This window comes from Enterobacter cloacae complex sp. 342H5, assembly GCF_050030905.1.
GTDB lineage: Bacteria > Pseudomonadota > Gammaproteobacteria > Enterobacterales > Enterobacteriaceae > Enterobacter > Enterobacter intestinihominis.
The window spans coordinates 2,137,568-2,151,638 of record NZ_JBLGVB010000001.1 but is presented as its reverse complement, the minus strand read 5'-3'; the positions used below and the strand labels follow the sequence as shown (position 1 = coordinate 2,151,638).

General features: G+C 56.5%; 12 protein-coding genes and 1 pseudogene. 7 read left to right on the top strand and 6 right to left on the bottom strand.

Going from position 1 to position 14,071, the window contains the following annotated elements:
• Positions 1-7: 7 nt before the first annotated feature.
• From paaD to paaA, 4 genes are read right to left on the bottom strand one after another with little or no spacing between them, the layout of a single operon-like run.
• Entirely contained in the window at positions 8-505 is a 498-nt protein-coding gene (gene paaD / locus ACQG03_RS10455) for a 1,2-phenylacetyl-CoA epoxidase subunit PaaD (RefSeq protein ID WP_032624316.1), read from the bottom strand.
• An 11-nt stretch (positions 506-516) separates the two neighbouring features.
• Complete coding sequence (gene paaC, locus ACQG03_RS10450) at positions 517-1,263, bottom strand: 1,2-phenylacetyl-CoA epoxidase subunit PaaC (RefSeq protein WP_063163095.1); 747 nt, start codon at positions 1,261-1,263, stop codon at positions 517-519.
• Positions 1,264-1,271: 8 nt separating this feature from the next.
• The gene (gene paaB / locus ACQG03_RS10445; RefSeq protein ID WP_003857353.1) at positions 1,272-1,559 is read right to left on the bottom strand and encodes a 1,2-phenylacetyl-CoA epoxidase subunit PaaB; all 288 of its coding nucleotides are present in this window, start codon (positions 1,557-1,559) and stop codon (positions 1,272-1,274) included.
• 12 nt (positions 1,560-1,571) lie between these two features.
• Positions 1,572-2,501: a 1,2-phenylacetyl-CoA epoxidase subunit PaaA gene (gene paaA, locus ACQG03_RS10440; RefSeq protein WP_003857355.1), complete on the bottom strand. Its 930-nt coding sequence runs from the start codon at positions 2,499-2,501 to the stop codon at positions 1,572-1,574.
• Between the two features lie 285 nt (positions 2,502-2,786).
• Here paaA and paaZ point away from each other — a divergent pair, with 285 nt between their 5' ends.
• The 7 genes from paaZ (at position 2,787) to ACQG03_RS10405 (ending at position 12,046) form a co-directional block, all read left to right on the top strand.
• Entirely contained in the window at positions 2,787-4,826 is a 2,040-nt protein-coding gene (gene paaZ, locus ACQG03_RS10435; protein ID WP_063163096.1) for a phenylacetic acid degradation bifunctional protein PaaZ, read from the top strand.
• A gap of 225 nt (positions 4,827-5,051) precedes the next feature.
• A complete protein-coding gene (locus tag ACQG03_RS10430; protein ID WP_063163097.1) occupies positions 5,052-5,534 on the top strand; it encodes an Hcp family type VI secretion system effector in 483 nt (160 codons plus the stop codon).
• A gap of 113 nt (positions 5,535-5,647) precedes the next feature.
• The gene (locus tag ACQG03_RS10425) at positions 5,648-5,941 is read left to right on the top strand and encodes a polymorphic toxin type 44 domain-containing protein (protein ID WP_223825170.1); all 294 of its coding nucleotides are present in this window, start codon (positions 5,648-5,650) and stop codon (positions 5,939-5,941) included.
• Complete coding sequence (locus ACQG03_RS10420) at positions 5,919-6,314, top strand: hypothetical protein (protein ID WP_022648016.1); 396 nt, start codon at positions 5,919-5,921, stop codon at positions 6,312-6,314. The genes ACQG03_RS10425 and ACQG03_RS10420 overlap by 23 nt, the downstream gene beginning before the upstream one ends.
• A gap of 159 nt (positions 6,315-6,473) precedes the next feature.
• On the top strand, positions 6,474-8,747 hold the full coding sequence (gene tynA, locus ACQG03_RS10415) for a primary-amine oxidase (protein ID WP_063163098.1): 2,274 nt from the start codon (positions 6,474-6,476) through the stop codon (positions 8,745-8,747).
• A 166-nt stretch (positions 8,748-8,913) separates the two neighbouring features.
• Entirely contained in the window at positions 8,914-10,887 is a 1,974-nt protein-coding gene (locus ACQG03_RS10410; protein ID WP_022648014.1) for an alkyl/aryl-sulfatase, read from the top strand.
• Between the two features lie 52 nt (positions 10,888-10,939).
• Entirely contained in the window at positions 10,940-12,046 is a 1,107-nt protein-coding gene (locus ACQG03_RS10405; protein WP_045309013.1) for a GGDEF domain-containing protein, read from the top strand.
• A 97-nt stretch (positions 12,047-12,143) separates the two neighbouring features.
• Here the strand turns inward: ACQG03_RS10405 and ACQG03_RS10400 are convergent.
• Both ACQG03_RS10400 and ACQG03_RS10395 read right to left on the bottom strand, forming a co-directional pair.
• A pseudogene (locus ACQG03_RS10400) lies at positions 12,144-12,218 on the bottom strand (hypothetical protein); the annotation flags it as partial.
• Between the two features lie 152 nt (positions 12,219-12,370).
• Entirely contained in the window at positions 12,371-13,870 is a 1,500-nt protein-coding gene (locus ACQG03_RS10395; protein WP_022648012.1) for an aldehyde dehydrogenase family protein, read from the bottom strand.
• Positions 13,871-14,071: the final 201 nt, after the last annotated feature.

Here is a 14,071-nt window from a genome sequence, read left to right as displayed (position 1 = left end):
GGCAGCCTCAAATACATTTGAAATAGTCGAAGGGCTCACGGCAGGTATTGCAGCGGTAGAGCGCTTTGCAGGCCGTGGAACCAAATTCACTGATGAGCGAGGTATCGGTGCTTGCACAGCGCGGGCAGCTCACCTCCGCGGGAACGTGGGCATGGCAGCTATGGCCAACAGGCGGGCTGATACCATATTCCCGCAGGCGCCTGCGGGCATCGTCGGTCATCCAGTCGGTGGTCCAGGCGGGCTCCAGTTGCAGCAGAATATGTACCGGGGAAAAGCCGTTCCCGGTCAGAGTTTCGCGGATCGCACCCAGCAGATGCTCCGTTGCCGGACAGCCCGAATAGGTTGGCGTGAAGCCTATAACCCAGCCTTCCCCCTGCGCCTTCACGCTGCGCACCATGCCTAAGTCGGTGATGGTCAGCACCGGCACTTCCGGGTCGGGGATCTGGCTTAACAGCGCCCAAATCTGCGGGATTTGGGCAGGCGCAATGTCGACGAGGCGTTGCATAGCGTTCTCCTTTACCACTGCTGGCCGGGGTAAACGCGCTGAAGATACTGCATCTCAGCCAGCATCGGTCCGAGGTGTTCAGTATGTAGCCCCTTCTTGCCGCCCGTGCGATACGCCACTTCCTCGGGCACGCGGAGGGTAGCTTCCGCCAGCCCGGCAAACACTTCGCGCTCCCACGGTTCCCGCAGGGCGCGCGGATCAACCGCCACGTCGGTGTCAATCAGCCCCAGCTCGACGTCGTCGGCGTCGAACAATTCAGCCGTAAAGCGCCACAGGCTATCCACCGCCTGCTGCATTTTCTGTGAGGAGGTTTCTGTCCCGTCCCCCAGCCGCACCAGCCAGCCGCGGCTAAAGCGCAGGTGATAGCGCGCCTCTTTAATGGCTTTTGCCGCGATGGCGGCAAGCTGACTGTCGCTGCTGTGGATCAACCGTTCGTACAGCGCTACGTTCCACGCATCCATCAGATACTGACGGGCAATGGTGTCGGCGAAGCTGCCGTTTGGCTGTTCCACCAGCAGCAAATTGCGGAACTGACGCTCATCGCGGCCATAGGCCAGGGTATCTTCATCACCCTTACCTTCCCGTTCAGCGGCGTAGGTCAGGAAATTGCGCGCCTGCCCGAGCAGATCAAGGCCGATATTGGCGAGCGCCAGGTCAATTTCCAGCTCCGGCGCGTGGCCGCACCAGGCGCCCAGACGCTGTGAGAGCACCAGACCGTTGTCGCCCAGACGCAGGGCATAAGCAGATACGTTGTTCATCCCCAACCTCACATATGCTCGATACCATCAGGGATGGTGTAAAACGTCGGATGGCGGTAGACCTTGCTTTCCGCCGGATCGAAAAACTCCCCGCTCTCTTCCGGCTGGGAGGCGACGATTTCACTCGCCTTCACCACCCAGATGGAACAGCCTTCGCTGCGGCGGGTATAGGCATCGCGCGCGTTTTCCAGCGCCATGCGGTCGTCGGCAGCGTGAAGGCTGCCCACATGGCGGTGCGACAGCCCCTGCTTCGAACGGACAAAAACTTCGTATAACGGCCAGTAAACATTGCTCATGGTTGATTCCTCTTATGCGGCCTGGCGGGCGCGTTGTTTTTCCGCGTGGGCCAGAGCGGCTTCACGCACCCATGCGCCGTCGTCCCAGGCTTTACGTTTTGCGGCCAGACGTTCGTGGTTACAGATCCCGCGCCCGTTGATCACCTCGTCAAATTCCTGCCAGTCGATTTCGCCGAAGCGGTAGTGGCCGCTCTCTTCATCGAAACGCAGGTCGGGATCCGGCACGGTCATGCCGAGCATCTCCACCTGAGGCACCGTGTTGTCCACGAAGCGCTGGCGAAGCTCATCGTTGCCAAAGCGTTTGATCTTCCAGGCGAGACTGCGGGCGCTGTTTGGGGAGTTGTCGTCGTTGGGTCCGAACATCATCAGCGCGGGCCACCAGAAACGGTTGATGGCGTCCTGCAACATCTGCCGCTGTGCTTCGCTGCCCTGCGCCAGCGCCATGCAGGCCTCAAAACCCTGACGCTGGTGGAAGCTCTCTTCTTTACAGATTTTCACCATCGCCCGGGCGTACGGGCCGTAAGACGTACGGCACAGCGCCACCTGGTTCACAATGGCCGCCCCGTCCACCAGCCAGCCAATGACGCCGATATCGGCCCAGCTCAGGGTCGGATAGTTGAAGATGGAGGAGTATTTCATCTTGCCGTCGAGCATCTTTTGATAGATGTCCTCCCGGGCGCAGCCCAGCGTTTCCGCCGCGCTGTAGAGGTACAGGCCGTGTCCGGCTTCGTCCTGAACCTTCGCCAGCAGAATGGCTTTCCGGCGCAGCGTCGGCGCGCGGGTGATCCAGTTTCCTTCCGGCAGCATGCCGACAATCTCAGAGTGGGCGTGCTGTCCAATCTGGCGGATCAGCGTCTTGCGATAGGCATCCGGCATCCAGTCCTGCGGCTCGATGGCCGTCTCCTGTGCGATGCGTTGCTCAAAGCGTTGTTCTTGCGTCACATAACCACCTTTGTGATTCGTTAAATCACCAAAAACAGCATAATGGTGAATCATTTGGTTTCTTAAAAGTTACACAAAGGTTAAATATAACCCCAAGAAGCGTTTGTTTATTTTGTGACGACGCTCGCAAGCCTTTTCATGAAAGGCCGATTATACAAGGCTTTCGGGTGGTCAGGCTAAGCAATAGAGATCACAACGTTAACAATTCATTAAAACTCAGCTTGCTTTTTATGATTCGCGGTCAAACTATTTATAGTGAAATCACGAAACACCTGGAGAGAAGAAATGCAGCAGTTAGCCAGCTTCTTGTCCGGCACCTGGCAATCAGGCCGGGGCCGCGAGCGCACCATCACCCACGCCATCAGCGGGGAAACGCTATTTGAAGTCACCAGCGAAGGGCTGGATATGGCGGCCGCGCGCCGTTACGCCATTGAACACGGCGGAGAAGCGCTCCGCGCAATGAGCTTTATCGAGCGCGCCGCCATGCTGAAGGCGGTGGCCAAACATCTGCTGAGCCAGAAGGATCGGTTTTATGCCCTGTCAGCCCAGACCGGCGCGACGAAGGCCGACAGCTGGGTAGATATTGAAGGCGGTATCGGCACCCTCTTCACCTACGCAAGCCTCGGCAGCCGTGAGCTGCCGGACGATACCCTGTGGCCGGAGGATGAGCTGATCCCGCTGTCGAAGGAAGGCGGCTTTGCGGCACGTCACGTGTTAACGTCGAAATCCGGCGTGGCGGTGCATATCAACGCGTTCAACTTCCCGTGCTGGGGGATGCTGGAAAAGCTCGCGCCCACCTGGCTTGCCGGGATGCCCGCCATCATCAAGCCCGCCACCGCCACCGCGCAGGTGACTCAGGCGATGGTGAAAGCGATCGTCGAGAGCGGACTGGTGCCGGACGGCGCCATCAGCCTGATCTGTGGTGGCGCGGGCGATCTGCTGAACCAGCTCGACAGCCAGGACGTGGTGACGTTTACCGGGTCGGCCAGCACCGGGCAGAGCCTGCGCGTACATCCGAATATCGTCGCGCATTCCATTCCGTTTACCATGGAAGCAGATTCCCTTAACTGCTGCGTGCTGGGTGAGGACGTGACGCCGGACCAGCCGGAGTTTGCGCTGTTTATTCGCGAAGTGGTGCGCGAGATGACCGCCAAAGCCGGGCAAAAATGTACCGCCATCCGCCGCATCATCGTGCCGGAAGCGCAGGTTGAAGCCGTCAGCCAGGCGCTGATTGCGCGGCTGGAGAACGTGGTCGTCGGCGATCCGGCCCAGGAAGGGGTGAAGATGGGGGCTCTCGTCAACAGTGAGCAACGTGCTGACGTGCAGGAAAAAGTCGATCATCTGCTTGCCTCGGGCTGCCAGATCCGTCTGGGTGGTAAAGCCGATATGCAGGCGGCTGGCGCATTCTTCCCGCCCACCCTGCTGTTCTGCCCGCAGCCGGATGAAACTCCGGCCGTTCACGCCACCGAAGCCTTTGGCCCCGTCGCAACCCTGATGCCGTACCGTAACATCGAACACGCCATGCAGCTGGCGCGGGCGGGCGGCGGCAGCCTGGCGGGAACGCTGGTTACGGCAGATACCCGCGTGGCGCGGCAGTTTATTGCCGGTGCCGCGCGCGCCCACGGACGCATTCAGATCCTCAACCAGGAATCCTCGAAAGAATCTACCGGCCACGGTTCACCGCTGCCGCAGCTGGTGCACGGTGGTCCGGGACGTGCGGGCGGCGGGGAGGAGCTGGGCGGCCTGCGCGCGGTGAAGCACTACCTTCAGCGCACGGCCATTCAGGGCAGCCCGTCCATGCTCGCCGCGATCAGTAAACAGTGGGTCCGTGGCGCGGAGGTGCAGGAAGATCGCGTTCATCCGTTCCGTAAATACTTCGAGGAGTTACAGCCGGGCGACAGCCTGCTGACCCCGCGTCGTACCATGACGGAAGCGGATATCGTGAATTTTGCCTGCCTGAGCGGGGATCATTTCTACGCTCATATGGACAAAATTGGCGCGGCGGAGTCGATTTTTGGCGAGCGCGTGGTACACGGTTATTTCCTGATTTCCGCTGCGGCGGGGCTGTTTGTCGATGCCGGGGTTGGGCCGGTTATTGCCAACTACGGCATGGAAAACCTGCGCTTTATCGAGCCGGTTAAGCCGGGTGATACCATTCAGGTGCGCCTGACCTGTAAACGTAAAACGCTGAAGAAACAGCGCACTGCCGAGGAAAAACCCACCGGCGTGGTGGAATGGGCGGTGGAGATCTTCAACCAGCACCAGCAGGCCGTGGCGCTCTACTCCATCCTGACGCTGGTGGCGCGCCAGCAGGGTGACTTTTAATCAAAGCAATGGCATTAACCTTGCTGCCTGGAGTGTTTGAGCGCATCAAAATAAACGGAAGGTAATACAGGGACTGGTTGGCTTTGATTAATCGAACCATCCAGTCTGCCTGGTTTGGATAAGTTACAACCGGAAACACTAAGCAAATTGACCGTATAGTTAGCATGGTTATTATTTATCGCCGGGAATATTCCCGCGTTAAATTACATGGATGATTAACAGACTATGGCAATTCCTGTTTACCTTTTCTTGACTGACGATGGTGGTACAAAAATTACAGGCTCGGTGGATGTTTGTTACCGTGAGGGAAGCATTGAAGTCACTGGCTTTACACACAATCTTCGCCTCCCAACCGATCCATTGACCGGGAAAATTACCAGTAAACGTAACCATGCCCCAGTCGTATTTCAAAAAGAAATCGATTCCTCCTCCCCTTACCTGACGAAAGCGGTTGCGACTGGCCAAACCCTTAAAACGGCCGAGTTCAGGTGGTATCGCATTAATGACGCCGGACAGGAAGTAGAATATTACAATATGCGTCTCGATAATATTCGCGTCGTTTCCGTTACGCCATTGATGCATGACATTAAAGACCCGACGAAAGAAAAACATAATCATCTTGAAGTCGTGGAACTACGCTATGATAAAATAACATGGACATATTGCGATGGTAATATACAGTTTGCAGACTGTTGGGCTGAGCGTTAAATATGCGAAATCCTTCCTATTCAACACCCTATAATATTGCATCCTTTGCACCACCTGGCGTGGACGTCGTTAGCCACATGATAATAGCGCGATTTCATGGTGGCCCCTCATTAATGACCTACATATGGTTTTATCAAATGGTCAGAAACCATGGTCCCTGGGATTATAAACAAGGCCGTGCAGAGTATGCCAATTTTGGCAATTTTCATTACGGTGCCGTTGGTGCGGCAGCAGGCATTCCTGAGGGAATTCTGCTCCGGGGGGCAGGCACTGCACAGATTCTTGCCGGGACAAGCGATCCTGCCGAATTTGCAAAATTCCAGAACAATAATAATTACGGTGATGATCCAGTCGATCAGTTATGGATAAGGGCAGGAATAGATTATGCGCGACGTTCGGGTTTTTAACTGGCGAGCTGGAATTATTATCTTTAGTTTTCTCATATTCATTGCATACCCTTTCCGCGATCTTTTTACCGTGTATGAAAATTTGCAGGAAAAAATCAAGGTTAACGATCGTTTAACTCTTTACATCACCCAGGTTGAGACGGGCTCACTGTCTAAAAACAGGTCTCATATTTATCTCTTTGATGCGAAAAAAAGTCCGGAAGAATTCATGTCTAACATTAAGAATATCAATCCCGTCATGATCACCGATGATGATAAAGCTTCAGTGGCAATTAAAAATGGAGACATTTATCTTCGCGTTCGCGGTACGGTTTATTCGTTCACGACGGTAGGTTTCGATGTCTGCATTCATCTCGACAGTTCACCTTACTGAAGCACACTTTCACTTTCACGGGGTGTGATGCACCCCCGGTCTTTTTTTAACCTGGCAAGACTGACAAACAACCTGGCAGATGCAGGCAAACGCTTTTCGTGCGCGCCTGTCAGGATAAGGCTGACACAACACAATAAACACAACAAGATGAGGTCTGCGATGGGAAGCAATTCTTCTTTTTTTGCCCGTAGAACGGCACTGGCCATGGCCGTTGCGCTCTGTTGCGCCTGGCAATCCCCTGTTTACGCTCACGGCAGCGAGGCGCATATGGTCCCGATGGACAAAACGCTTCAGGCGTTTGGCGCGGACGTGCAGTGGGATGATTACGCCCAGATGTTCACCATCGCTAAAGACGGTGCCTTTGTGAAGGTCAAACCCGGCGCCAACACCGCCATCGTTAACGGCAAACCGCTGACGCTCCAGGTGCCCGTGGTGATGAAGAACAATAAGGCCTATATCCCGGAGACTTTTATCAACGATGTCTTTCAGTCCGGTCTTGATCAGACATTCCAGGTTGAAAAAAGCCCCCACCCGTTAAACGCGCTGACGGCTGATGAAATCAACCAGGCCGTAGCAATCGTGAAAGCCTCTGCGGATTTTAAACCCAATACCCGCTTTACCCAGATTGCGCTGGCGGAGCCAGAAAAAGCCAAAGTCTGGGACTTCGTGCTTAACGGCACGGCGGTGGATGCGCCCCGCCAGGCCAATATCATTATGCTTGACGGCAAACGCATCATCGAAAGCCGGGTGGATCTGAAGGACAAAAAGATCCTCCGCTGGGAGCCGATCAAAGACGCGCACGGCATGGTGCTGCTGGATGACTTCAATACCGTGCAGCAGATCATCAATGAAAGCCCGGAGTTTGCCGCCGTGCTGAAAAAGCGCGGCATTACCGATCCGAAGAAAGTGATCACCACCCCGCTTACCGTCGGCTTTTTTGACGGCAAGGATGGGCTGAAACAGGAAGACCGCCTGCTGAAAGTGATCAGCTATCTCGACGTGGGCGACGGTAACTACTGGGCGCACCCGATCGAAAACCTGGTTGCGGTGGTGGATCTTGAGCAGAAGAAAATCCAGAATATTGAGGAAGGCCCGGTCGTGCCGGTGCCGCTCACCCCGCGTCCTTATGATGGCCGTGACCGCGTTGAAACGGTGAAAAAAGCGCTGGAGATTATCGAGCCGGAAGGCAAGAACTACACCATCACCGGGGATAGGGTGCACTGGCAGAACTGGGATTTTCATCTGAGCCTGGACTCACGCGTCGGCCCGATAATCTCCACCGTGACCTATAACGACAACGGCAAAAAGCGACAGGTGATGTATCAGGGATCGCTCGGGGGCATGATTGTGCCGTACGGCGACCCGGATATCGGCTGGTACTTTAAGGCCTACCTGGACTCCGGTGATTACGGCATGGGTACCCTGACCTCCCCGCTGGTGCGCGGCAAGGATGTTCCGTCTAACGCCGTGATGCTCAACGAAACCATCCCGGACTATACCGGTGCGCCAATGGAGATCCCCCGGGCGATCGCCATTTTCGAGCGTTACGCCGGGCCGGAGTATAAGCATCAGGAGTTAGGTAAACCCAACGTCAGCACCGAGCGCCGCGAGCTGGTGGTGCGCTGGGTCAGCACCGTGGGTAACTACGATTATATCTTCGACTGGGTATTCCACGAAAACGGCACCATCGGCATTGATGCAGGGGCCACGGGCATTGAAGCGGTGAAAGGCGTGCAGACGAAAACCATGCATGATGCCACCGCGAAGGATGACACCCGATACGGTACGCTGATCGACCATAATATTGTCGGCACCACCCACCAGCACATCTACAACTTCCGTCTGGATATGGACGTGGACGGCATCAACAACAAGCTGGTGGCCATGGATCCGGACGTCAAACCGAACACCGCTGGCGGACCGCGCACCAGCACCATGCAGGTGAATCAGTATGATATTGATACTGAACAGCAGGCGGCGCAAAAGTTTGATCCGGGCACCATCCGCCTGCTGAGCAACACCAGCAAAGAGAACCGCATGGGCAACCCGGTCTCGTATCAGATCATCCCTTACGCGGGGGGCACACACCCGGTGGCGACGGGCGCGAAGTTTGCCCCGGACGAGTGGATTTATCACCGCCTGAGCTTTATGGATAAACAGCTGTGGGTGACGCGTTACCATCCCGACGAGATGTACCCGGAGGGAAAATACCCGAACCGTTCCACGCACGATACGGGCCTAGGCCAGTACAGCAAAGATAACGAGTCGCTGAACGACCAGGATAACGTCATCTGGATGACCACCGGCACCACCCATGTCGCCCGCGCCGAGGAGTGGCCGATAATGCCGACGGAATGGGTGCACACGTTACTCAAGCCGTGGAACTTCTTTGACGAGACGCCAACGCTCGGCAAGAAAAAAGAGCAGAAATAACACGTTGACCGGGCACGATGCCCGGTTTTTCATTCGCTTTCTTGCTGAATACCACTCCCCGATTATAGTTAATGTTACTTCGCTTAATGCTTTTGCAACATCTGAAACATTTTGTAGATATCGAAGTATCCATGAACAACGCTATACATAACCGAGAGGTTTTAGGATGAAAGTCAATGAGATAGTAAGAAGCCTTGCGCTGGCCGGTTTTTTCATTTCCGCCAGTTCAGCCTGGGCCGCAGAAGCCCCTAAGGATGCAACCGCAGCAACTCAGCAGGCCAACAACGCACTCTTCAACCAGCTTCCTTTCTCTGATAACACCGATTTTACCAATGCCCACAAAGGGTTTATCGCCCCGCTACCTCAGGAAATTATCAAAGGGGAGCAAGGCAACACCGTCTGGGATCCACAGCAGTACGCCTTTATCAAGGAAGGCGATAAAGCGCCCGATTCGGTTAACCCGAGCTTATGGCGTCAGTCCCAGCTGATTAACATCAGCGGCCTGTTTGAAGTCACCGAGGGCGTGTACCAGATCCGTAACCTCGACCTGTCAAACATGACCATTATTGAAGGTAAAGAAGGCATTACCGTGGTCGACCCGCTGGTGTCGGCGGAGACGGCCAAAGTCGGGATGGATCTTTACTATAAAAATCGCGGCAAGAAACCTGTCGTCGCTGTTATTTACACCCACAGCCACGTTGACCACTATGGCGGCGTGCGCGGCGTGGTGGACGAAGCCGACGTGAAGTCCGGCAAGGTTAAAGTCTACGCGCCAGCCGGATTTATGGAGGCCGCCGTCGCGGAAAATATCATGGCGGGTAACGTCATGAGCCGCCGCGCCAGCTATATGTACGGCAACCTGCTGAAGCCGGATGCGAAAGGCCAGGTGGGTGCGGGTCTCGGCACCACCACCTCCGCCGGGACGGTGACCCTGATCGCCCCGACCAATATTATCGAGAAAGATGGTCAGAAAGAGGTGATCGACGGCCTGACCTATGATTTTATGCTCGCGCCGGGATCGGAAGCGCCTTCCGAGATGCTCTGGTATATCGAAGAGAAAAAGCTGATCGAGTCTGCGGAAGATGTCACCCATACCCTTCACAACACCTACTCCCTGCGCGGTGCGAAAATTCGTGAACCGCTGCCATGGTCGAAATACATCAACCAGGCAATTGTACGCTGGGGTGATAAGGCCGAAGTTATCATGGCGCAGCACCACTGGCCGACCTGGGGCAACGAGAATGTGGTTAACCTGCTGAAAAGCCAGCGCGACCTCTACCGCTACATCAACGACCAGACCCTGCGCATGGCGAATGAAGGGCTGACGCGTGACGAGATCGCCGCCAACTTCAAGCTGCCGAACTCCCTGGCCAATACCTGGGCCAACCGAGGCTATTACGGTTCAGTCAGTCATGACGTCAAAGCCACCTACGTGCTCTATTTAGGCTGGTTTGACGGCAACCCCGCGACCCTGGATGAACTGCCGCCTGAAGAAGCCGCGAAGAAATTTGTGGAGTATATGGGAGGCGCGGATGCCATCCTGAGTAAAGCTAAAACCGATTTTGACCAGGGCAACTATCGCTGGGTGGCTCAGGTGGTCAGCAAAGTGGTGTTCGCCGATCCAAACAACCAGGCCGCACGTAACCTTGAAGCGGATGCGCTGGAGCAGTTGGGTTATCAGGCTGAATCCGGCCCATGGCGTAACTTCTACCTGACCGGCGCACAGGAGTTGCGTAACGGCGTGGTGAAAGGTCCAACCCCGAATACCGCCAGCCCGGATACCGTGCGCGCAATGACGCCAGAAATGTTCTTTGACTATCTGGCGGTGCATATCAACGGTGAAAAAGCAGCGGATGCAAAATCGGTGTTTAACATCGACCTCGGCAGCGACGGCGGCAAATACAAGCTGGAGCTGGAAAATGGCGTGCTGAACCACACGGCGAACGCCGAAGCGAAGGATGCTGACGCGACCGTGACCCTCAACCGCGATACGCTGAATAAAATCATCCTGAAAGAAGTGACGCTTAAACAGGCTCAGGATAATGGCGATATCAAAGTGACGGGCGATGCCGCAAAACTCGATGCCATGCTCGGTTACATGGATAAATTTGAATTCTGGTTTAACATCGTGACCCCGTAAAGGCATGCACTCGCGGGCGGTCTTTCCGCCCGCCACAGGGACATTCTCTCTCATGGAAAAAAGACACAACGCCACTCCGGAGCCCGCGACCTGGCCGACCCGTAACGCCATGGTTGTCCACGGGCTGGCCATGAACCTGCCGTGGCTCGCCTTCGTCAACGCGAGCTTTGCGCTAATGATCCTGCTGCGCAATTCCCTGTTCGGCCAAATTGATACCCTCTTACACGTCAGCCCACCTCTCACACAGATGATTGACGCTTCCATGCTGGGGGTAGTCATCCTTTCCGTGGCGCTGGTAATAATGGCCTGGCGCCACATCCGCGGCGTCAGCGCCGTGCTGTTAATGTGTAGCCTGCTATGGTCGATAAGTTGTTACTGGTTTATCAACGTGATACAGCTTCCTCATCCCTGGCCGATATTTGTTACCCTGCTGATGGCCGGTATGACCGCGCTCTATTTTCATCCGGTGGGACTGGTGTGCTTTATCGCGCCGCTGTGGATCACCATGCCCGTTGCCAGCATGCTGCTGAATCAGGAGATGAACCTTCGCTTTGCCGGGCTGTGGGTGGTGTTCACGTTCATTCTCGTTTGCGGACGCTACATCCTCTTAAGCTGGTTTGAAGAGGCCTGGCGTCGCAACCAGCAGAATCAGCGTTTAATTTCGCGGCTGGATGCGCTGGCCCATCAGGATCCGCTGACGAAAACGGCCAACCGCAGGGCGATGGAGCTGGTGCTGGAAAACGCGGTGGAGCAAGGCAAACGCTTCACGGTCCTGATGCTGGATGTGGACTACTTCAAACTGTATAACGACACCTATGGTCACCAGGCGGGAGACGCGTGTCTCGCGCGGGTCGCGGAGGTGCTGAACACCTCGGTGCGCACGCCAGAGGATGTGGTTTCGCGCTACGGTGGTGAGGAGTTCGTCGTGATCCTCTTTGACTGTGAAGAAAGCGTTGCTGAGAAAGTCGCCGCGCGGATCCAGGCTGGCCTGCGCACCGCAGCCATTGCGCACAGCGCGTCGAAGGTGAGTGAATGTGTGACGGTGAGTATGGGCATTGCAGGCTATACCCCAGGACTGGCCGGCCCGGAAATCATCGCCCGCGCCGATGCGGCGTTGTATCGGGCGAAGGAGTCCGGGCGGGATAGGTGGTCGCTGTAAGTTACGCCGGGTGGCGCTGCGCTTACCCGGCCTACAAAACCAACCTTTTCCTTGCTCCCGTAGGCCGGGTAAGGCGTAGCCGCCACCCGGCGTTTTTTTAATACCGCACACACACCGACTTAGTTTCGCACCAGCCGTCCAGCCAGTCGGGGCGGAAATCATTGCCCGCGCCGATGCGGCGCTGTACAGGGCGAAGGAGGCCGGGCGGAATCGGTGGTCGCTGTAAGTTACGCCGGGTGGCGCTGCGCTTACCCTGCCTACAAAACCAACCTTTTTCCTCGATCCCGTAGGCCGGGTAAGGCGTAGCCGCCACCCGGCGTTTTTTTAATACCGCACACACACCGACTTGGTTTCACACCAGCCATCCAGCCAGTCGGGGCCGAAATCGCGCCCGGTGCCAGACTGCTTCATGCCGCCGAACGGCAGGTTGGCGTCTATCAGCGTGTGGCTGTTCACCCACACGGTTCCGGCCTGTAGTCTGTCGGTGTACTCCAGCGCTTTACTGATGTTCTGCGTCCAGACGCTGGCCGTTAAGCCGTATTCAGTGTCGTTCGCCAGCTGAAGCGCCTCTTCCCCGTCAGCTACACGGACCAGATTCACCACCGGCCCGAAGACCTCTTCACGCGTCAGTCGCAGATGATTATCCGGGTTGACCACCAGCGTTGGCGAAACGTAATAGCCTTTGCCGTCTGGCCCCCGGTTCCCGGCGATCAGCTCCGCATTGTGCGCCTTCGCCTCATCCAGAAACGCCTGGACCTTATCGCAGTGGGCGCGCGACACCAGCGGGTTGATAAACGCATCCGGCGACATGCCCGGCCCGACGCTCAGGGATTTCACGGCCTGTTCAAAGCCGCTGACCAGCGTGTCGAACAGCGGAGCTTCAATATATATACGTGAACTGGCCGCGCAGACCTGCCCCTGATTCAGGAAGCTGCCGGTCATCAGCCCTTCAATCACCCACGCCGGATCGGCATCTTTCAGCACGATGGCCGGGTTTTTGCCGCCCAGTTCCAGCGTCACGCCCGTTAGCGTATCCGCCGCCGCGCGGGCAATCTGCTTGCCCGTCGCCGTCGATCCGGTAAAGCTCACTTTGGCAATGCGCGGGTGCGAGGTCAGTGCCGCGCCACAGACGGCGCCACTGCCGGTCACCACGTTGAAAACGCCATCCGGGATCCCCGCCTCGCTCGCCAGTTCCGCCACCCGTAACAGGGTGAGCGGCGTGGTTTCCGAGGGTTTGATCACGATGGAGCAACCTGCCGCCAGCGCGGGCATCACTTTCCACATGCCAATCATCAGCGGGAAGTTCCATGGCACAATCCCCGCCACGACCCCAACCGGCTCTTTACGCGTCCACGCCTGATAACGCGCGCCCTGCGGCAGTGGAATCGAGAGATCGAGGGTTTTACCGGCAATTTTGGTGGTCAGCCCTGCCGTGTAGCGCATCCAGTTCAGGGTGCAGCCCACCTCGAAGGCGCGGGAAATGTTAATCGATTTCCCCTGCTCCAGGGTTTCGAGCTGTGCCAGTTCTTCGCCATGCTGTTCCACCAGATCCGCAAACCGCAGCAGGATGCGTTCCCGCTCTGCCGGAAGCCGCCCGGCCCAGCTTCGGGCGACAAAGGCGCGCCAGCCAGACATCACCGCACGATCGACATCATCAACGCTGGCATCGGCGGTGGAGGCAATGACCTCTCCGGTCGCCGGGTTGTAGACGTTCAGACGCTTTTCGCTATCGGATGCCGCCTGACGCCCTTCGATCCACAGGCCGTGCTGGCGATCTAAAAACTGCTGCACGCCAGGCAGGACGGCGACGTGTGATTCGGACATAGGATACTCCTTCGTTATGCTTCGCAGGGTGTGTATGCAGTCTAAGAGGGGATTCGCATTCCTGCTTTTGTCTGTGTGACATTCGCTTTGCCAGCTGTGACAGGCTCCGCAAATCGTGATAATTCCCGCTTATATCGCTGTAACCGTTGAGTGTTCTTTCCTATAGTCAGCCTCGTAGCCCTGACAATATGCAACATAAAT